Below are 19,209 nucleotides of genomic sequence, written 5' to 3'. Positions count from 1 at the left end.
CAGTCGGCTAGATCAACCGCGGTTGCGGACAAAGTGACGCTATACCGTCGAGGTTTGCGGTTGCAATGCCGAGTCTGCGCCGAGGGGGATGAACACCATGTCGAGCACCCTGCGCCGACCGGCGGCCTCGGCGGTCTTGCGCGACGCGGTGTTGAGTCGGTCGATGGTACCGATCAGATACCGATCCCGATCGGGTGAGAGGTGCGCGGCCCAGAAAGCTTGTGCGTGTGCGGCGTAGCCGTGCCCAGCATGTGCTGCGTCCACCACCTCCTCCATAATCTCCTCTCCGTCGATCCAGCCGATGTATCCCGACGCCACCGCCAGCACACCCACCACCGACGCGCGGGCACACACCGCGTGCAGCTGTCCGGTCGCGTGCCACCGGCGAAGATCATCGGCTCCGGCAGGGGCGACATTGCGCGCCAGGTCTGGCGTCAGTTCCCGATATCGGGCGGCAACCAGGGACAGCGCCTCCTCGATACGGGTGAACGGCTCGAGCGTGACCTGCGGTGCGGATATGCGAATCTCGCGACAACGCGCGGCGTGGATGGTCTTGTCCAGCACGACCCGCGGGTGCCGCAGGCCCGCAGGTGCGGCGTGCAGGCGCATCGCGCGGGGCGCGAACATTGTCCATTCCTCGGCGACGCAGTCGCACAGCCGATCCAGATCATCGAAGCTATGCGCGACGATCTCGACGAATGGACGCGAAACGTCACGGCCATAGAAGCGGATGCCGCCCAGCAGTCGTCCCCACCGGGTGCTGATCAGGCGATGCAGGTAGTCATCGGACCCGATGCCCGGCAGATGGATGTGATCGGAGAAGGACCGGGCGAAGGCAGCGTCGCCGGTCCGGGACAGTTCACCGGCGAACCACTCGGCCACCATGGCAGGGCCGTGCGCACCGAACATCGCCTCGGCCACGGCCCGCTGGGCGGACAGCGAGGGCCAGGGATCGTCCATCGGCACGATTAGACGCTCCGGCCTCGACGGGTTTCAACGCAATTTAAGGTGCCACGGTCGAGGAGGTCACCTCGTCGACTGGTCGCTGTGCTAGCTCCGCAGCGACCGCGCGCGAGGCTGCGCGCAGCGCCGCCCAGTCGCCCCGCCATCCGAGCAGGTGCACCGCGAGATCGGCGGTGCGCGCCGGTTGATCGGGTGCACCCAACCCGTCCGCACGCAGGTTGGGGAGCGTCTCGACCATCCGGAACACGGCGTCATCATCGGGCGTGACGTCGAGGCAGCCGGGTGCCGGCGGGCTCAGATCGGCGACCACTCGCTCGGCCAGCTCACGGTAGGCGGCACGCAATTCGGTTCGCTGCCGGTGGAATTCGTCGAACTGAGGATCGCGGACCTCGGGCAGCAGGTACAGGATGCCCAGGTTCCATGGGCTGTCCCAGAGCAGGCGGCAGTCCAGGTAGCACAGTGCGTGCAGCAACACCACGGCCGGCTCCGGTCTGTCGCGCAACTGGTGTGCGGCGCTCAGCGAGGACACCACGGTGCCGCTCAGCAGCGCGGCCAGTATGTCGTTCTTGGTGCGGAAGTGGTGATAGAGCGACGCCTGCCGGATGCCGACGGCCTCGGCGATCTGCCGCGTCGACGTCGCGGCCACCCCCATCGTGGTGAACAGTTCGGCGGCGGCGTCGAGCACCTCGTCGCGGGCGGTATTGCCCGGACGTTTGCGTTCCTCCAGCCGGGGGCGGCCGGTCGCGGTGGTGCGCACGTGTCGATCCTGCCAGGAAGGCAGGCTCGACACGTGTGCGACCGACCGACTCAGGACGGTGCCGATGTGAGCACAGCCGGCGCGGGCGAGGCATCCTGCACGGATTCCTCGGCAGGCTGCCCGGCCCGGCCCGGCGTGACGGCGGCCACCACCAGGTAGGCGACCAGCGAGGCGGCGCCGGCCAGCAGCGTGCTCCAGCCGTCGGCCGAGGTGCTCACCCACTCATTCGGCAGGTAGAACAGGGTGTTGTCGACGCCGTAGATGGTCGGGGTGAGCACGAAGAACGTCAACCGCACCCCGATCCCGACCACGATCGCCGCCCATGCCGCCGCGGCCCCGCCGCGCGACCAGTAGAGGCCCAGGATGAACGGCACCACCAGGCTGGCCAGCAGCAGATCGAACGCCAGGGTGAGCAGGATGCCGGTCTGGGGCACCCGCAGCGCCACGACCGCCGCCAGTACCGCCATCGGCAGCGTCGCCCACCGGGTCGCGGTCAGCACCCGCGGCGTCATGATCACCGCGTCGGCGTCGATCCGCAAAATGTTGCGTATCAACACCGCAGCGGTCGAGAGCAGAATGCCGCTGATGGTGGTCAGGGTGGCGGCCAGCAGCCCGGAGATGACGACGATGGCCAGCCATGCCGGGGCGTACTGGCCCAGCAGCGTGTAGAGGATCGGCCCGTCGGCGGCCGCGTCGCCGACGATGCTCACCGCGGCCAGTGCCACGAAGGACAACGGGATACACAGCATCAGCAGACCGGCCGCGGCGGCGAAGCAGGCCTTCTGCGCACCGCCCGGGGTGCGCGCGGAGAACACCCGCTGCATGAGGTCGATGGCCACCAGGTTGCCCAGACCGAGCGCGATGATGGTGGCCCAGTTGATGACCGCACCGGACTCGCTGGAGGTCAGCTGCGCCAGATCACCGGCGCCCATGCCCTCGGGCGCGCTGAAACCGTGCGTGGAGGCAACCCAGATCACCAGCGAGATCACCCCGACGATATTGACCACCACGCACGCGACACCGGTGTAGACCGAGGCGAACATGCCGCCGCTGATGGTGTAGAGCAGCGCCAACGGAACCGTCAGCAGAATGCCGAAGGCGTAGGAGACACCGAGGAAGCGCTCGAGCAGGAAGCCGACGGCGACCAGGTTTCCGGCCAACAGGATGATGAAGCTGGCGATGGTCAGAAACGACGACGCCGCCTCGGTGCTGCGGCCGAAACGGTTGCGAAAGTACTCGGGAAGGGTCACCACGTCGGCGGCACGCATCCGCTTGGCGAAGAACAACCCCATCAGCAGCAGGCACAGGGCCAGACCGATCGGCAGTGCAGCGCCGGCCCAGAAGCCGAAAGCCGCTGACAGGTCGGCATTGCCGATGGTGGCGTTGGAGTCCACCGGTTGGGCGATCAGGACGGCGGTGACCAGCACGGCGGGCAGTGCACGCCCGGCCACCAGGTAGTTCGAACAGTCTCCGCGCACCCGGCGCGCGGAGACCACACCGCTGACGGTGAGGATGAGCAGGAATATGGCAACGCCGGTGATGATCATGGCGGACTCCATCGGGGAGGTGGGGTATGGAAGTTCGGCGACGCTGCCGGGGAGGAGATTTCGGATACCGCGCCATTGCGGGGGCTTCAGTTGGCGGCCAGGGCCTTCCGGCCGAATGTCGCGAGCGGGTGGGCGCCCTCGGGCAATGTCACCTCCCCTCGGGCGAGGCGCTGCTGCAGGTAACGGAAGCTCTGCGCGGTCTGGGCGAACAGGTGCTCGCCGGCGATGACCGGAGCCCGAGTGGGGGCACCGTCGCGGACGAAGGCCGGCAACGGTGCCACCTCGGTGTCGTCGTCGACGTTGACGAACAGCGGGAACGAGTACCGCTCCTCGGCGATCTTGCGTACCCGGTGGGTGGTGGCGATGAACTCGCCGTTGGTCCAGATCTCCAGGAGATCACCGATGTTGAGCACGAACGCACCCTCGATGAGGGGGACGTCGATCCATGACCCGGCCGCGTTGAGTACCTCAAGCCCGGGTGCGGTGGGTCGCAGCAGGGTGAAGCACTCGTAATCGGTGTGCGCACCGATTCCGGGGCGGTCGGCTGCCGTCGGATCGAACGGGTAGTGGATGAGGCGTAACTGTGAGGGAGGGGCGCTGACATGGCGATCGAAGCGGTCGGCAGGTTCGCCGAGTGCCACCGCGAACGCCCGCAGCAGTACCCGGGACAGCGCGAATACCGCGTCGTACCAGGCGGTCACCGCTTCCCGGAAGCCGTCGAGGTCGGGCCACTGATTGGGGCCCAGCAGCGGGTGGCCGGCCACATAGCGGGGGTCGTCGGCGGGTAGCTCGACGGACAGGTCGAAGGCCTCCTTGGCGTCCACCGTGCCCGCCGAGAACACCTCCTCGCCCGGTGGCACATAGCCGCGATGGTTGGTGGAGTTGGCGATGTGCACGCGGTGCTTCTCCGCATCGGGAAGTGCGAAGAACGCCGTGGTGGCGGCCAGCAGGTCATCGAAAAGCGCGGGATCGATACCGTGGCCGACGATCTGGGCGAAACCGACACGGCGGGCGGCGTCGCCGAGTGCCTCGACCGCGCTGCGGTAGCCCGGATCGGACTCGTCGAGCAGACTCGACACGTCCAGTACAGGGATATCGGTGAAAGTGGTGGTCATCATCAGTCCTAGCGAGCCAGTAGGGGTTCGGAACGGTCCAGGGCCACCGCCCACCGCCGCCGCACGGGTCTGCCTGCGGTGTCACGTTCTGCGACGGTGACCTCGCCGGCCGCGAGATCGGGCGCCAGGTCGTCGCCGACGCGGAACGGCAGCGTCGATCGGCTGATGACCCAGCGATCGTCCTCGACGGTGCCCAGTGAAATCTCCAGGTCCATCACGGCGCGCGCGGTATCCAGATCGGCGCGGGCAACGACGTCGCGCAGGGCCACACCCGGTGCCGGTGTCCGTCCCTCGGCGCGCCCGCGGACGTAGCCGAAGTGTTCACCGACGCGCAGCAACATCCCGGTCCGGCCGGACTCGTCGCGGAGCGACATCTCCAGCCCGTTCGGGGCGGGCGGTCCGGCCGCCCAGTCCTCGAAATAATCACGCCCGATGCCGGTTTCGACGAGGACGTCGCCGGCCAGATGAAGCCGACCCCGATCGGGAAGGGGTTCGGCGGGGTGCAGATCGACCTCCCGCGACCACGTCCACTGCCCGTCGTCGTCCTGCAGGTGTCCGGCGAAGGCCTGCTGCCCGCACAGTGCGATCAGATCGGCACGGGTCAGTTGGTCCAGGGCGCGGCCGGTGATCCCCGGCGTGTCCGCCGGGGTCCGCAGATCGATGTAGCACGCGCCGGCCTGCAACCACTGCACCTCGGTGGTGGTGTCCACGGTGGTTCCGGGGACCGCCAGCGCCAGTCGCCGCCAGGCACGGTGGACGATATCGCCGCGGGTGACCCCGGTGCCCGGGCTGGTGCGCCGCAGATATGCCCGCCAGTCGCCGTGGTGGGTGATGTCCTGCCCGGCATCCCACGCTTCGGCGGTACAGCCGAACCCGACCACTTCGGTGCCGTCGGCGAGCGTGGCCCGGCCCAGCGACATCGGCGCGGGCAGCGCCGCCAGGAAGTCGCCGAGCATCCAGGTCCCGATCAGCCAGAGCTCACCGTAGATCGCGGTGCCGTGCCCGGGGGCGACACGCGCGAGACCGGGTTTCGGCGGGTCGGTGTCCAGGCGGGCCAGCCGATACTGCTCAGCTGTGCGCACCGGCCCGCACCAGCGGGCGCCGCGGTCATCGAGCTGCCAGGCCAGCGGTTGCCCGCGCAGGTGCGCGCCCACCACCAGCAGGGCGGTGGTGTCCAGGCCGGCCTGCGCGGGCCAGGGCGTCTCGGGTGCGGGCACCGATGTGGCACCCGGTAGCGCGACACTGCCGGCGCTTAGCAGCACCATCCGGGCCACGTCGAGGGCCAGCGCATCGGCACCCGCCCGTGCGATCACGCTGACCCCGAAGGGTGTTCCCTGCGAATCGGTTCCGGACGGCACGGCCACCGCGCACAGGTCCATCAGGTTGCAGAAGTTGGTGTAGGTACCCATTCGGGAGTTGACCCCGACCGGGTCGGCGTCGACCTCCGCGATGGTGGGGTGTCCGGTGGTGGTGGGAATGAGCAGGGCCTGGCAGTCCGCGAGCTCGGCCATCGCTGCCGCCGTCAGCTCGGCCAGCCGCGTCCGGTCGGCCAGCAGCCGGGTGGCCGGTACCGCACCGGCCGCGGCGATGATGCCCGCGACTGTCGGATCCAGTTCCGGCGCCCCGATATGCGCGTCGACGAACGTCCCGACCGCCTCGTGGCGTTCGGCGACCAGCCCGCCGTCGTACAGCAGCCGGGCGGCCGCCAGGAACGGATCGAGGTCGATCTCGACCATCTCGACCTCCTGCGCGGTGAGCCGGTCGGCCGCTGCCCGGAATGCCGACGCCCATTCCGGACACAGCCCGGGTAGCGCGCGGGGGACCGCGACGCGGAGTCCCGGCGGTGCGGCCAGCGGGGCATCGGCCGGGAAACGCCGTGCACCCCCGGCGATCACACCCATGGCGGTCTCGGCGGTACCGAGATCGCGCGCGAAGACGGTGACACAGTCATAGGACCGGCAGGCCGGGACCACCCCGTCGGTCGGCACCACGCCGACGGTGGGTTTGATGCCCACGATGCCCTGCAGCGCCGCCGGAACCCGACCCGACCCCGCGGTGTCGGTGCCCAGCGCGATGTCGACGAGTCCTAGGGCGACCGCGACGGCCGAGCCTGAGCTGGACCCACCCGAGATGTGGTCGGGGCGACGGGCGTCGCGCACCGCACCGTGCGGGCTGCGGGTGCCGACCAGCCCGGTGGCGAACTGGTCGAGATTGGTGGCACCGATGATGACCGCGCCGGCCTCGCGCAGCCGGGCCACCACCGTGGCGTCGTCGGCCGCGGGACCGTCGGCGTACCCGGGGCAGGCCGCGGTCGTCGCGATGCCGGCCACGTCGATGTTGTTCTTCACCGCGGCGACCAGCCCGGCCAGCGGCAACGGCCGCTCCGACGCGTCGACGGCTTCGGCCTCGGCCAGCGCATCGGCCAACGGCCGCAGCGTGATCCAGATCTCCGGGCGTGCGGCCTCCGCGATGGCTGCGTAGGCGGCGCGGACCCGTGCGGTGGCGCTCATGGTCGCCCACCCGGGCCCACGACGACCAGCGGTGTGCCGGGATCGACCTGATGCCCGGCCGAGACCAGAATCTGGGTGATGACCCCGTCGGACGGTGCGCGCAGGACGGTCTCCATTTTCATCGCCTCCAGGGCCAGCAGCGGCTGGCCGGTCACGACCTGTTCGCCGATGGCCACGTCGACCTTCCAGACGCTCGACGAGAACGGCGCGTCGACGCGGTGATCCCCGTCGCCGAGCACCAGATCCTCGGTACCGACCGGGGTGTTGGCAGCCGCCCGTTCAGCGCGGTCGAACTCACCGGCGCGTTCCCAGGCGGCCCGCTCGGCGGAGAACGCGGTCGCCTGCTGCGCTCGGAACGCGGCGATGTCCTCGGCGTGCTCGGCCAGGAAGCGGTCGTGCTCGGCCAGCGAGAAGGTCCCGTCGGTGATGTCCACCGAGCCCCGCCCGGCCGCCATGTCGGCGCGCAGTTCCAGCAGCTCCTCGGCCGATACCGGATACCACGAGATCCGATCGAAAAACCTGAGCAGCCAGGGGCTTCCGGGCTCGAAGGGCGCGGTGTGCCGGTACCGGCTCCAGACCTGGGTGGTGCGGCCGACGAACTGGTAGCCGCCGGGGCCCTCCATGCCGTAGATGCACAGGTACGCACCGCCGATGCCGACGGAGTTCTCCGCGGTCCAGGTGCGGGCCGGGTTGTACTTCGTGGTCACCAGCCGGTGGCGGGGATCCAGCGGGGTGGCCACCGGCGCGCCCAGGTAGACGTCACCGAGGCCCAGCGTCAGGTACTCCGCGGCGAAGACGGTGTCATACACATCGGCCTGTTCGGCCAAACCATTGATCCGCCGGATGAACTCGATATTCGACGGGCACCACGGGGCGTCGTCGCGGACCCCGGAGGTATACCGGGCGATCGCCTCCCGAGTGGCCGGGTCGTCCCAGCTCAACGGAAGCCGCACCCGGCGGCTCGGCACCACCAGTTCGGAGGAGGCCGGCAGCTCGTCCTCGATCTCGGCGAGCAAGCCGAGCAGGCGGGGCACCGGCAGCACATCGGGGTCGACGTGAACCTGCAGCGAGCGGATCCCGGGGGTGAGGTCGTGAATACCCGCATGGCTGCCTGCCAGCTTCTGATGCAAGGCGTGCACCCGGGCCCGCAACGCCAGATCCAGGACGATGTCCCCGTATTCGACGAGCACATTGTCATCGCCGCTGCGGCGGTAGGTGACCGCCGGTGCGCCGTCGACACCGGCCCGCCGGGCCAGCACCCCGTCATCACCGTCCCCGCTGCGCGGAAGTCGGTCCACCCGGCGACGACCGAGCTCGTTGCGCGAGGGTGCTTCGGCCGCGCGGACCGGGACGAACCGGACGCTGTCACCGGGGCGCAGTTGGCCCAGTTTCCACCGCTGCCCCGACACCACGGTGACGGGGCAGACGAACCCGCCCAGGCTCGGGCCGTCGGGACCGAGCAGAATGGGGGTGTCCCCGGTGAAATCGAGCGCGCCGACCGAGTAGGCGTTGTCGTGGATGTTCGACGGGTGCAGGCCGGCCTCGCCGCCGTCGGGACGAGCCCACTGCGGTTTCGGACCTTCCAGTCGCACACCGGTACGGGCGGAATTGAAATGCACCCGGTATGCGGCCTGGAACAGGGTGTCGATATCGCCGCGAGTGAAGAACTCCGGCGCCCCGTGCGGCCCCTCGGTGACCGCGAGCTCCCATTCGGTGCCGAACACGGGGCGTTCGTGCGGTGGCACCGGGCCACCGGATGTGACCCTGATGTCTTTGGTGCGCAAGACATCACCAGCGTGCAGCTCGCGGCCCCCGTGCCCGCCGAACCGGCCGAGGGTGAACGTGGACGCGCTGCCCAGGTAGGCGGGCACGTCCAGGCCACCGGCCAGCAGCACGTAGGTGCGCAGGCCCATGGTGTCGGCTGCGCCGATGTCGAGGACGCCGCCGGCCGCAATGGTCACCGGTTCCCACATCGGGACGGGAACCCCGTCGACGGTCACCAGGCATTCGGCGCCGGTGACACACACCGTCGTCGGATGGGTGAACCGCAGCGCGGGACCCGATGCCGTGCACTCCAGTCCCGGGGCGTCCTCGGGGTTGCCCAGGGCGCGGTTGCCGAGCCGGAACGACAGGTCATCCATCGGGCCGCTGGGCGGCACGCCGACCTGCCACAGCCCGACCCGGCCGGGCACATCCTGGACGGTGGTGAGCAGGCCGGGCCGGTCCACGGTGATCCGGGGCCGGGGATCGGTGACCTCGGCCAAGGTTGCGGTGCTGTGCTTCGCCGTGCGCATGCCATCGTGATCAAGTGCAGCACAAAGCATTCCGATATTGGCCTCGATGCCGTGCAGTGTGGTGCCGGCCAAAGCGTTGCCCAGCCGGGTCAGCGCGGTGTCGCGGTCATCGGCGTGCGTGATGACTTTGGCCAGCAGCGGATCGTAGGACGCGGTGACCTCGGTGCCGTCCTGCACCCAGGTATCGACCCGGAGATGGGGAAAATCCTCGGCGTCGGGGAAGCGGACGGAGGTGATGGTGCCGACGCTGGGCCGGTAGTCCCGGGTAGGGTCCTCGGCGTAGACGCGTGCCTCCACCGAGTGCCCGTTCACCGGTACTGTGCCGCTGGGATATTCGTCGATCATGCGCGCATCGCCGGTGGCCAGTCGCATCATCCAGGCTGCGAGATCTACTCCGGTGACGGCCTCGGTGACAGGATGCTCGACTTGCAGGCGTGCGTTGACCTCCAGGAAGGATGCCTCCTGGCGTTCGGCGTCGTAGACGAACTCGACGGTGCCCGCGGAGCGGTAGTGCACGGATGCGGCCAATGCCCGCGAGGTGGCGTGCAACCGTTGCCGGATGAGGTCGGGAAGGGCCGGCGCGGGAGCTTCCTCGATCACCTTCTGGTGCCGGCGCTGTAGTGAGCAGTCCCGATCCCCCAGGGACAGCACACGTCCGGTGCCGTCGCCGAAGATCTGCACCTCGACATGGCGGGCGTTCGCGACATACCGCTCGACGAAGACGCCGGCCGAGCCGAAGCTGCGTTCGGCCTGGGACACCACCCGTCGGTACGCCGTGCGCAGGTCGTCGGCGTTGCGGCACACCTGCATGCCGATGCCGCCGCCACCGCCGGTGGCCTTGAGCATCACCGGATAGCCGATCGCATCGGCGGCGGCCACCGCGGCATCCGGATCGTCGAGCAGGTCGGAGCCGGCGAAGATCGGCACCCCGGCCGCGCGGGCCGCAGCGCGAGCGGTGTGCTTGGTGCCGAACTCGCGCAGCTGCGCCGGGGTGGGGCCGGCGAACGCGAGGCCGGCGGCTTCCACCGCCGCGGCGAAATCGGCGTCCTCGGAAAGGAATCCGTAGCCGGGGTGCACGATGGTGGCGTTGCTCGCGGCGGCGGCGGCGAGGACGGCCTCGGCGCGCAGGTAACTGTCCCGGGGCGCCGCGGGACCGAGGCGCACCGCCTCGTCGGCCAGCGCGACGTGCGGCGCACCCCGGTCGGCGTCGGAGAACACCGCGACAGCGCGCATCCCGAGTCCATGCGCGGCACGGATGAGGCGGACCGCGATCTCACCGCGGTTGGCGACCAGGACGGTGTGGTTGTTCATACCGAAACCTCGCCATCGCCCGTCGCTGCGCTCGCCCGGTCGGGGGTGGTGACGATCATCCGGACCGGGGTCGGGTCGAATGCGTTGCACGGGTTGTTGATCTGCGGGCAGTTCGACACCAGTACCAGGGTGTCGACATCGGCACGCAGCGCGACCCGCTTACCGGGGCCGGACAGGCCGTCGACGATGCCGAGCGCTCCGTCGGGGTCCACCGGCACATTCATGAACCAGTTGATATTGCTCGCCAGGTCCCGCGCACCGAGGCCGTGCCGGGAACCTTCGAGCAGAAAGTTCTCCAGGCAGCCGTGCTGGGCCCGGGTGTGCTGCCCGTAGCGCAGGGTATTGGATTCCTTCGAGCAGGCGCCGCCGAGGGTGTCGTGCACGCCCACTTCGTCGGCGACGACGGTCATCAGCGCGTCCCCGGTGTCCGCGCGCAGGACCGACCCGGTGGTCAGCGTGATGCGGCCCTGACGGCGGATCGTCTCCTGCGCCGAGTACCGCACGCCGGTGTCCGCGGCGGCGTAGAGTAGGCAGTCGACGGCCTGGTTGCCGGCAAGATCGACGATGGTCAGCACGTCGCCGGCGGCCACGACCGCCGACCAGGCGGCGCGCGCCGCAACGTGTTCGTCGAGCACGACGGCCCCGTCGACCAGAGCGGGCACCATGGCAGTGGCGGTCACAACTGTCCCCTTGCGATGAGATCGGCGTCGGTGTTGGCGATGGCCTGGCGGTGCTCGGGCCCCAACGGCCCCAACAGATTTCCCTCGGACAGCCGATCCAGATCGGTCGGTGCCGGCCAGGCGTGGATCAACAGTGCAGAGCAGGTGAATGCCGGTCGCGGGTCCAGCGGGTGAGCCGTATTGGCCACCAGCACAATGGCATCCACGTGCAACAGCAGGTCCACCGAGGTGCCCGCCCCCGCAGAGCCGATCCAGTCGAAGCTGCCGTCGGACCGCACGCGCACACCCTGGAAGAACGACACCGACGGTGGCAGATCGCGGCGGTCCAGCCCGTGTTTCAGGGCGGCAAGGGTGAACAGTTCCCGGCCCGCCGGTGAGGCCGACTCCGGTGCCGCGGCGCCGTAGCGTTCCAGATTTCCTGCCCGGGTAGAGGTTCCGGTCAGCGCATCGTGGGCGCCCGAGGTGTCGGCGACGATGGTCGCCAGTGCCCGGCCGAAACCGCTGAGCAGCGGATGCCCGTTGCCGAGGTAGGCCTGCCACGGCACCTTCACGGTGTCGGCGACGTTGAGCCGCTCATGGGGTGCGTCGGCGCGGTGCAACAGCAGATGCGCGCATGCCGCACCGTCGGGATCGGTGAACCGAATCCGGGTGCCCCGTGCCAACACCGCGCTCGAGTATCCGCCCGGTGCCACGGTTTCGGACCACACCAGCGAATCGGGGGACACCCCCGCAGGTGCGGTCGGGGACGTCGATGCCGGGATGTGGCGCATGAATTCCGCGGTGCGCCCGTGCTGGGCGCGGGCATGCGCCCGAGCCCCTGCCGTGGTGGCGGTTTCGGACGCCGTGTCGGTGCTGCTCACTGACCACCCTCGAGAAGTCGGGAGCCCGCCGCGTGGCGGGCTTTCTGTCGGATGACAGTTTTCGCGCCGGGCGGGCGATGGTGGTTGCGGCGATGTAACCGATGATTCGGATGCTGTTAACAGCGTGCGGCGAATGTTTCTGTCAAGTGACAGGTATTGGAGCCCGCTGCGCTCCCTATGCTCGAGGCGCAACCGAACTGGGGGGAGGACGAGCGGTGTTCGAGCGCGCCACGTTCATGGTGAAGTTCGCCGGCGCGTACCGGCGCTCCCGCCGCAACGGTGACGAGCACGGGGCGGCCCTGCAGGCCGCGGCCCATGACATGTTCCGGCCGGACCGCGTGCATATGCCCGACGCGGTGTCCCAGATGTGGCGTGACCCGGCCGCTGAGCTCGCGCTGGAAGGCGGCCGCTGGTTCGGCGACGGAACCCTGGCGATCACCGAAGCTCACCTCGGGCTGCTGCGCAGTGCGCGACTGGCCTGGGACGGCGCCGAACGGGGTGCGCCGATGCTGGATCCGGACCGGCCCTACGGGCGCACCGATCTGCTCACCCAGCTCGCCGAGGTCTTCGGGACCGACGATGCCGAAGCCCTCGGCCGCCACCATGTCGAGATGTTCTGCGTGGTGGCCCGTGCGTTGCGGCACGGCAGCCTGGCGCCGGGCCGCTACCCGCTGACGAATCTGCGAGCCGCCGACGTGCGCGCCGCGCTGCGTGGCTACGGCGAGCGCTCCGATGAGGATCTGGGGCTCGATCGCGACGGGCAGGTGCCCGTCACCGAGGACCATCTGCAATTGCTGCGTGGCATCGAGATTCGCTGGCCCTCCGAACATGAGTGCGGTGACCGTCTGGACGCCGGCCGCTACCCGGCGGCCACCGCCGACCCGAAGCGGCCCTACGGCGACTTCACCTTCATCGAGGTCGACATGGCACGCATCCTCGGCGTGCTCCCGCCTCCCGCGCAACCGCCGGAAGGCGGCCCGGCCATCTTCGAGCCCAGCTGCGAACTCGCCCTGCGCCTGCAGCGTCTGCATTGGCAGATGCTGGGGACCATGCAGGTGTTCCTCGAACAGGCGACGCTGGTTCCCGGCACCTACGGCTTACACCCCGAGCACCCGTGACACCGGCGGACTTCGACCTGTCGCCCGACGAGCTGCGCGTCGTCGCCGGGTACGTGGCCACCGCGGCCGAAGCGCTGCTCCCGTTCTACGCCGGCGTCCATCCCGGTGACACCCGGCCGCACGACGCCGTCGCGGCGGCGTGGCTCTTCGTCGGCGGTGCGCCGCGGACCGCGCTGCAGCGGACCGCATCCATGGAGGCGCACCGCGCGGCCGCCGGCGCCTCCGATGAGGTCGCGCGGCTGGCCGCCCAGGCCGCCGGTGACGCGGCGTCCGCCGCCTATCTGCATCCGATCGCTAAGGCACACCAGGTGGGCCACATCCTGCGGGCCGATGCCAACGCCGCCCGCATCGCCGAGATCACCGCCGCGGGCGATCCCGCCGCCGCAGATGCCACGATCGGGCGGGCGGCGCAGCGCGCCACGCCGGAGTTGCGGCAGATCCTGCGGCGCTATCCGCCCGCTCCGCCCGGGCGTACCCGCACTGCTGCGCTGCTGGCAACGCTGGACGGCGTGCTGCGGACGACCCCGTAGAACTGGGCAAACGCCGGATACAGACGACCCGCCCGCCGATACCCCGTTGCTACGATTGCCGGCGTGCCTGACGAAACCACGCCCGAGGACCCCGTCGACGAAGGGGCCCTCCGCGAGGACCCCGCTTCGGCAGACGAAGCCAACGAGGTGACCGGCAGCAAGCACGCCGCACCCGAAGGCACGACCGGGGGTGACGCCGAGCAGCCGGAGGGTTCCGGGCGCAGCCCGGTGGTCATCGCCGTCATCGCGATGCTGGTGGCGATCGCCACGCTGGGTGCGTCGGCCTATATGTGGCGCAATCCGCTCACCCCGATCGATGCCCCCACCGCGGCGCCGACCGAGGCGCCGGAGCCGACCTTCACCGATGCCCAACGCGACGAGGCGAAGGCCAAGGTGTGCGATGCGTTCCTGGTGGTCAGCACCGGGGTGGCCAACAGCAGCGCGCTGCAGGCCGCCGACGGGGACGCCGTCGGCGCCATCGCCATCGCCACCAACGCCCGCCTGGCGCTCTACGGCGGGGGTGTGTACATGCTGAACCGGGTCGACCCGGCCACCGAGCCTCAACTCGCCGAGGCGGCGCGGGCCTTCGGCAACGCGTTGATGGACGTCGGGGCCGCCGCGGTCGCCAACATTCCCAGCGATGACCCGGCACACCAGGAACGCGTCAAGGACGCCGACGACGAAAACGCCAAGCTGCAAGGCATCTGCAACCCGCAGTAGATTCAGCCGGCGGCCGGATCCGGTGTGCGCACCCCGTACGGGGCGGCGTCGAGCAGCGTCACCGACACCAGCGCGCCGCTGGGCACCCGGTAGCTGCGCTGTTCCCCGGGGCGGGCGCCGGAGATCGCACCGCCCAACGGGGACAGCGCGGAACACACCTCCAGGTCGCCGAGCTCGGCGATCGGGGTGCCGAGCAGGAACGTCTCGGTCTCCCCGGTGCCGTCGAAGCGCACGGTGAGGATCATCCCGGGCTCGGCGATCCCGTCGTCGGCCGGGACCTCGTCGACGGCGGCGTTCATCAGCAGATCCTGGATCTGCCAGATCCGCGTTTTGCGGGCCTGATGCAGATCCCAGTCGGTGGCGTCGTCATCGGCGCGCACCGCCAACAGGTCCACCAGTTCGGCCTCCATCCGTTCCCGGGCCTGCCTGCTGATCCACACCTGGTGATTCGCGCGCATGAGTTCCTTACCTTTCACCTCGTCCACCGTCGATCGGTCCGTTCCCCCGATGGTGGCCCGGCGACGCCGGCAGAGGGTTGCCCGGACCGGACAACTGGATACGCGGCTTTTGTCGGCTCCCGACATGTCCTACGGCGTCGGGTGCGCCGCGAGCTCGATCGTCATGGCGAGCCGCTGGTGCGGATCGTCGAGATCGAGCGTGGTGACCTGGACCATCTTGCGGAGCCGGTAACGCACGGTGTTCTCGTGAACGCCGAGCACCTCGCCCGCCTGGGCGAGGTCACCTTGTGCGGTCAGCCAGGCCCGTAGCGTCGCCACGTACTGGGTGGAGTGGGCGGCGTCGTGGCGCCGCAGTTCGGCCACCGGCCCGCGCGCCGGCGCCCGGGTGGACCTGGCTGCGGTGCGCAGACGCTGCAGCAGGATGTCGTGCCAGGATTCGTCATAGGCGGGGACGGCATCGGGGGTCGACGGGTCTTCGTGCAGGGCCAGGCACTCGTCGGCCTCCTGGCGGGCGGCCGCCAACTCGATGACCTCGGCAGGTGCGCTGATACCGGCCCGGATCGCGGCGTGGGTGGGTAGCGCGGCCCGCATCCCGTCCACCCACTGCCGGGCCGCGGCCACATCCTCACTCGGGAGCACGGTGTACAGCGTGTTGCGGCCCAGGCTGCTGCGCCCCGGTCGGGACCAGCCGAATCCCGAGGTGGCGTGTTCGAACGCCAGCAGCAACGCGGCATGCGGTTCACCGGGGATATCGGCGTGCACCGCGATCACCCGCAGCGCCGTCTGTCGCAGACCGAGCCGGCTCGCGGCGGTCGCGGAATCGGCGGAACCTTCCAGTAGTCGTGTCACCAGATCGGACTCGACCTGACGCTCCAGGTCGGCGCTGGCGCGCGAGCGCAGCACATGCATCGCCACGGTGCGGGCGGCGTCGGACAATGCTCGGCGCCGGGTGCCGTCCAACGGTTCGCGGCTGGTCGCCCATACCGAACCGAGCAGTTCCCGGCCGGCCCGCACCGCCACCACCGTCCGGCCGGTCAGTCCGTGGGCGGGCTCGGCCGCGACGAAGAGCGGCTCGTCGGAATGTGACAGGTGCGCGAAAACGCCATGCTCGCTGAGGAAGTCGTGCAGGGCGGCGGGTACCTGGCGGTTCAGTATGGTCTCGGCCCTGGCCGCGTCCGCGTGCGCTTGCAGTCGCGAATGGGCCAGCAGCCGCGAACCGGCGTCCTCGATCGTCACCGCGCATCCGATCGAGTCGGCCACACTGTCGGCCAGCGCGAACAGGTCGGTGGGACCTCGCCCGGCCGCGGTCTCGCGGCCCTCCAGTACGAGGCCGTAGACGATGGCGGCCAGCTCGCTCCATGGCACGGTGGGGTCCACCGTGAGCACCGCGATATCGGACTCGTCGCCGGCGGCCGCCGCATCGCCACGGCACAGCACCGCGACCGACTGGCTCGCGCGTGCCCACTGCAACGCTTCGGGTACCGACCGCGCGCCCACGGCGAGCAGCACATCGCCGATCGCCGTCCCGGAGCGCTCGGTCGCCTCATGCAGCACCACACTGCGCAGCACCGTGGCGCGGGGCACCGCCGACCCGGACAACCGCACGCCGTAACTGCCCAACACATTGACCAGGCGGTCCAGGGTGACCACGAGCCGCTCCTATGTCGTGCCGAACATCCAGACTAGTCAGTGCCCGCCAACCGGATCCGCAACCGGGCTTCGGCGATATCGCGTCCGGCCTCCAGATCGTCGGCGAGTGCACCGGCCTGGCCGATCAACCCGGTTGTGTCGATTCCGTAAGGGGCCGGGATGCCGATCAGCCCGAGACGTTGGACGGCCCTGCGCAGCAGGGCGGCCGCGCCGCGGCGATTGCCGCGCTGGACATGGGTGATGCCGACCGCCAGCTGCGCCAATCCCTGCCACAGCGCGCGTTCGGCGGCGGGACCGTCTTTCCATGCCGACTCCAGCACCTCGTGCGCGCCGAAGGCCTGCCCGCGGTCGAGGAGGTCCTGGGCGTAGCGCACGGTCTGTGCCGGCGACAGCCGGAGGTCATCGGGGATGCGCGGGACGCCGACACTGCCATAGGGCAGTGGGCGACCCAGCGCATCGCGGGGCCGGGTATTGCGGGGGCGCCCGGTCTCATCGCGGTCGCGCTCGGTATCGGAACCCACACCTCCAGCTTGCCGTACGCGCCGCGGTGCGCGGTCCGCGCCGGGGCGAGGGCGCGGACCGATAGCTGTGGGACTGCACAGCGACCGATGAACAGCCGATCGTCGGGAATGCCCTGTCGGCGAGGTGGGCACAACCACCGGATGAAGTCAAATTGTCGCTCACGTCAACGTGGGGAACCATTTTGAGCAAACGTCATATAGTTTCCAACCATGGTGAATCCTCTGGCGTGCGCGCTGGCTGAGTCGCTGACCGCCAGTGCCAACGATCTGGTGCTGCTCACCGATGGCCAGTGGACCCGCCATCCGTGGCCGGAGATCTACGCGCGCGCTGAGAATGTCGCCGAGTACCTGCTCGATGCGGATATCGCGCGCCTCGGTCTGGTGGGCGAACCGACCGCCGAGTTGATCTCCGCGGTCCTCGGCGCGTTCCTGGCCGGTGCCGCGGTGTCGATCCTGCCCGGACCCATCCGCGGGGCCGATACCGCACAGTGGGCGCACGCCACCCGGGTTCGTTTCCGGGGTATCGCGGCCATGCGCGTCGGCAGTCAGGGCGCCTATCTCGAAAAGCTGTCCGCAGCAGGCGAATCGTCGGAACTCTTCGACCTCGCGGCGGTGGCCCATCCGCGTCGCTCCAGCGGTCTGAGGCTACCGTCATCGCCCGCCCCGGTGGCGATCATGCAAGGCACCGCCGGTTCGACCGGAACACCCAAGACCGTGCACCTGCCGCCGGCATCGGTGCTGGCCAACCTGCGCGGCCTCAACGACCGGATCGGGGTGCACACCGGCGACGTCGGGTGCTCCTGGCTGCCGCTGTATCACGATATGGGCCTGAGCTTTCTGCTCTCCGGGGCGCTGGGCGGCACCACCGTCTGGCAGGCTCCCACCTCGGCGTTCCAGGCCTCCCCGTTCCGTTGGCTGAACTGGCTGTCCGAGAGTGGTGCCACGATCACCGCGGCGCCGAACATGGCCTACGGCATGATCGGTAAGTACTCCCGCCGCGTCAGCGGTGTCGATCTATCCCCACTGCGGTTCGCCCTCAATGGCGGTGAGCCGGTGGATTGTGAACTCACCGAGCGTTTTGCGACCGAGATGGCCCGCTTCGGTTTTTCTGCGGGAGCGCTCTCGCCGTCCTACGGTCTGGCCGAATCAACTTGCGCGGTAACGGTTCCGGTGCCCGGAGCCGGGTTGCGTGTCGATGAGACGCTGTTTACCACCGAGGGGGGGACCGCGGTACGTCGGCACGCCGTGCTGGGGGAGCCCATCGCGGGGATGGAGATCCGTATCGAACCCCACGAGAACGCCGCCACCGATGTCGCCGACCGTGAGCTCGGAGAGATCGCGATCCGCGGCACGTCCATGTTCTCCGGCTATCACGGCGAGCCATCTCGCAGTGCCGAAGACTGGTTCCGCACAGGAGATCTGGGCTACTTCGTCGACGGCGGCCTGGTGGTGTGCGGACGCGCCAAGGAGATCATCACGGTGGGCGGTCGCAACATCTTCCCGGCCGAGGTCGAGCGGATCGCCGCCCTCGTGCCCGGGGTTCGTGAAGGTGCGGTGGTGGCCGTCGGCGTCGGCGAGGGTTCCATCCGGCCCGGACTGGTCGTCACCGCTGAGTTCCGCGGACCCGACGAACCCGGCGCGCGCGCCGCCCTGATACAGCAGGTCGCCTCGGGATGCGGTGTGGTGCCCGCCGACGTGGTCTTCGTCAAACCCGGCACGCTGCCCAGGACGTCATCGGGCAAGCTGCGCCGACTCGACGTCAAGCGCGGTCTTGAGGTCGGCGCCTAGCGGCTCATCGAGTTCCACGGGCAGAATGCCACCGTGGCGGTGCCCACCACGAACGACGCGACGTCCTCGGGCACCGAGTCCGATGCCATCACGTTGTCGACCACCGACAGTTGGCTGACGCCGGTGTCCATGGTGTGGCACAGCCTCTGGGCACTCGCCAGCGCCGCGGCATTGGTATAGAACTGCGGAATGATGCCGGCGTTGGTCAGCGCATTCAGATAGGCACCTTCGGTCTTGGGGTCGGCCCCCACCGGCGCCGCACCGAGTAGCGCAGCCGACGCCACGGTGAGGGCGGTCAGGCCGCTGAACAGACTTCTGTGCATGACACGAAGGTAGGTCATCGGCGCCGCCGCGCGCCGTTTGTTCGGGCTTTCGTGGCCCATCCGC

At 69.8% G+C, this 19,209-nt stretch carries 16 protein-coding genes; 4 read left to right on the top strand and 12 right to left on the bottom strand.

Annotated elements, in window-relative coordinates:
* Positions 1 to 39 precede the first annotated feature (39 nt).
* The 8 genes from A7U43_RS22480 to A7U43_RS22445 form a co-directional block, all read right to left on the bottom strand.
* Entirely contained in the window at positions 40 to 960 is a 921-nt protein-coding gene (locus A7U43_RS22480) for a hypothetical protein (RefSeq protein ID WP_067999534.1), read from the bottom strand.
* A 43-nt stretch (positions 961 to 1,003) separates the two neighbouring features.
* Positions 1,004 to 1,720, bottom strand: a complete 717-nt coding sequence (locus tag A7U43_RS22475) for a TetR/AcrR family transcriptional regulator (protein ID WP_067999532.1) — start codon at positions 1,718 to 1,720, stop codon at positions 1,004 to 1,006.
* A 50-nt stretch (positions 1,721 to 1,770) separates the two neighbouring features.
* A complete protein-coding gene (locus A7U43_RS22470; RefSeq protein WP_068003457.1) occupies positions 1,771 to 3,267 on the bottom strand; it encodes a sodium:solute symporter family transporter in 1,497 nt (498 codons plus the stop codon).
* Between the two features lie 86 nt (positions 3,268 to 3,353).
* A complete protein-coding gene (locus A7U43_RS22465; protein ID WP_068003454.1) occupies positions 3,354 to 4,382 on the bottom strand; it encodes an isopenicillin N synthase family dioxygenase in 1,029 nt (342 codons plus the stop codon).
* 8 nt (positions 4,383 to 4,390) lie between these two features.
* The gene (gene atzF, locus A7U43_RS22460) at positions 4,391 to 6,892 is read right to left on the bottom strand and encodes an allophanate hydrolase (RefSeq protein ID WP_067999530.1); all 2,502 of its coding nucleotides are present in this window, start codon (positions 6,890 to 6,892) and stop codon (positions 4,391 to 4,393) included.
* Positions 6,889 to 10,497 carry an urea carboxylase gene (gene uca / locus A7U43_RS22455; RefSeq protein WP_067999528.1) on the bottom strand — a complete coding sequence of 1,203 codons (3,609 nt, stop codon included), beginning with the start codon at positions 10,495 to 10,497 and terminating at the stop codon, positions 6,889 to 6,891. Before uca ends, atzF begins: the two co-directional genes overlap by 4 nt.
* On the bottom strand, positions 10,494 to 11,162 hold the full coding sequence (locus tag A7U43_RS22450) for an urea amidolyase associated protein UAAP2 (RefSeq protein WP_068003450.1): 669 nt from the start codon (positions 11,160 to 11,162) through the stop codon (positions 10,494 to 10,496). The genes uca and A7U43_RS22450 overlap by 4 nt, the downstream gene beginning before the upstream one ends.
* 11 nt (positions 11,163 to 11,173) lie before the next feature.
* Positions 11,174 to 12,037 carry an urea amidolyase associated protein UAAP1 gene (locus A7U43_RS22445; protein WP_067999527.1) on the bottom strand — a complete coding sequence of 288 codons (864 nt, stop codon included), beginning with the start codon at positions 12,035 to 12,037 and terminating at the stop codon, positions 11,174 to 11,176.
* Between the two features lie 215 nt (positions 12,038 to 12,252).
* On the opposite strand from A7U43_RS22445, the gene A7U43_RS22440 reads away from it, so the two are divergent.
* From A7U43_RS22440 to A7U43_RS22430, 3 genes are all read left to right on the top strand, one after another.
* Positions 12,253 to 13,155, top strand: coding sequence for a hypothetical protein (locus A7U43_RS22440; protein ID WP_067999525.1), 903 nt, complete (start codon positions 12,253 to 12,255; stop codon positions 13,153 to 13,155).
* On the top strand, positions 13,152 to 13,685 hold the full coding sequence (locus tag A7U43_RS22435; RefSeq protein WP_067999523.1) for a putative immunity protein: 534 nt from the start codon (positions 13,152 to 13,154) through the stop codon (positions 13,683 to 13,685). The genes A7U43_RS22440 and A7U43_RS22435 overlap by 4 nt, the downstream gene beginning before the upstream one ends.
* Positions 13,686 to 13,748: 63 nt before the next feature.
* Entirely contained in the window at positions 13,749 to 14,405 is a 657-nt protein-coding gene (locus tag A7U43_RS22430) for a hypothetical protein (RefSeq protein ID WP_067999521.1), read from the top strand.
* A gap of 2 nt (positions 14,406 to 14,407) precedes the next feature.
* On the opposite strand, the gene A7U43_RS22425 is transcribed toward A7U43_RS22430, so the two are convergent.
* The 3 genes from A7U43_RS22425 to A7U43_RS22415 form a co-directional block, all read right to left on the bottom strand.
* On the bottom strand, positions 14,408 to 14,863 hold the full coding sequence (locus A7U43_RS22425; RefSeq protein ID WP_068003447.1) for a GreA/GreB family elongation factor: 456 nt from the start codon (positions 14,861 to 14,863) through the stop codon (positions 14,408 to 14,410).
* A 129-nt stretch (positions 14,864 to 14,992) separates the two neighbouring features.
* Positions 14,993 to 16,513, bottom strand: coding sequence for a PucR family transcriptional regulator (locus A7U43_RS22420; RefSeq protein ID WP_067999519.1), 1,521 nt, complete (start codon positions 16,511 to 16,513; stop codon positions 14,993 to 14,995).
* A 32-nt stretch (positions 16,514 to 16,545) separates the two neighbouring features.
* Positions 16,546 to 17,034, bottom strand: coding sequence for a DUF309 domain-containing protein (locus A7U43_RS22415; protein WP_067999517.1), 489 nt, complete (start codon positions 17,032 to 17,034; stop codon positions 16,546 to 16,548).
* Positions 17,035 to 17,244: 210 nt separating this feature from the next.
* On the opposite strand from A7U43_RS22415, the gene mbtM reads away from it, so the two are divergent.
* Entirely contained in the window at positions 17,245 to 18,822 is a 1,578-nt protein-coding gene (gene mbtM, locus A7U43_RS22410) for a long-chain-fatty acid--ACP ligase MbtM (RefSeq protein ID WP_231963389.1), read from the top strand.
* Here the strand turns inward: mbtM and A7U43_RS22405 are convergent.
* On the bottom strand, positions 18,819 to 19,145 hold the full coding sequence (locus A7U43_RS22405) for a DUF732 domain-containing protein (RefSeq protein WP_197499893.1): 327 nt from the start codon (positions 19,143 to 19,145) through the stop codon (positions 18,819 to 18,821). The two genes, mbtM and A7U43_RS22405, sit on opposite strands and share 4 nt — an antisense overlap.
* Positions 19,146 to 19,209: the final 64 nt, after the last annotated feature.

The sequence above is a fragment of the Mycobacterium adipatum genome (assembly GCF_001644575.1).
Lineage (GTDB): Bacteria > Actinomycetota > Actinomycetes > Mycobacteriales > Mycobacteriaceae > Mycobacterium > Mycobacterium adipatum.
The sequence above is the reverse complement of the archived record's forward strand: the minus strand, read 5'-3'. Positions and strand labels throughout refer to the sequence as shown.

Excerpts from the sequence above, each read along its gene's own strand:
- uca (WP_067999528.1), bottom strand. The coding sequence starts at position 10,497 with ATGAACAACCACACCGTCCTGGTCGCCAACCGCGGTGAGATCGCGGTC.
- A7U43_RS22450 (WP_068003450.1), bottom strand. The coding sequence starts at position 11,162 with ATGGTGCCCGCTCTGGTCGACGGGGCCGTCGTGCTCGACGAACACGTT.
- A7U43_RS22480 (WP_067999534.1), bottom strand. The coding sequence starts at position 960 with ATGGACGATCCCTGGCCCTCGCTGTCCGCCCAGCGGGCCGTGGCCGAG.
- A7U43_RS22470 (WP_068003457.1), bottom strand. The coding sequence starts at position 3,267 with ATGATCATCACCGGCGTTGCCATATTCCTGCTCATCCTCACCGTCAGC.
- atzF (WP_067999530.1), bottom strand. The coding sequence starts at position 6,892 with ATGAGCGCCACCGCACGGGTCCGCGCCGCCTACGCAGCCATCGCGGAG.
- A7U43_RS22425 (WP_068003447.1), bottom strand. The coding sequence starts at position 14,863 with ATGCGCGCGAATCACCAGGTGTGGATCAGCAGGCAGGCCCGGGAACGG.
- mbtM (WP_231963389.1), top strand. The coding sequence starts at position 17,245 with ATGGTGAATCCTCTGGCGTGCGCGCTGGCTGAGTCGCTGACCGCCAGT.
- A7U43_RS22405 (WP_197499893.1), bottom strand. The coding sequence starts at position 19,145 with ATGCACAGAAGTCTGTTCAGCGGCCTGACCGCCCTCACCGTGGCGTCG.
- A7U43_RS22465 (WP_068003454.1), bottom strand. The coding sequence starts at position 4,382 with ATGACCACCACTTTCACCGATATCCCTGTACTGGACGTGTCGAGTCTG.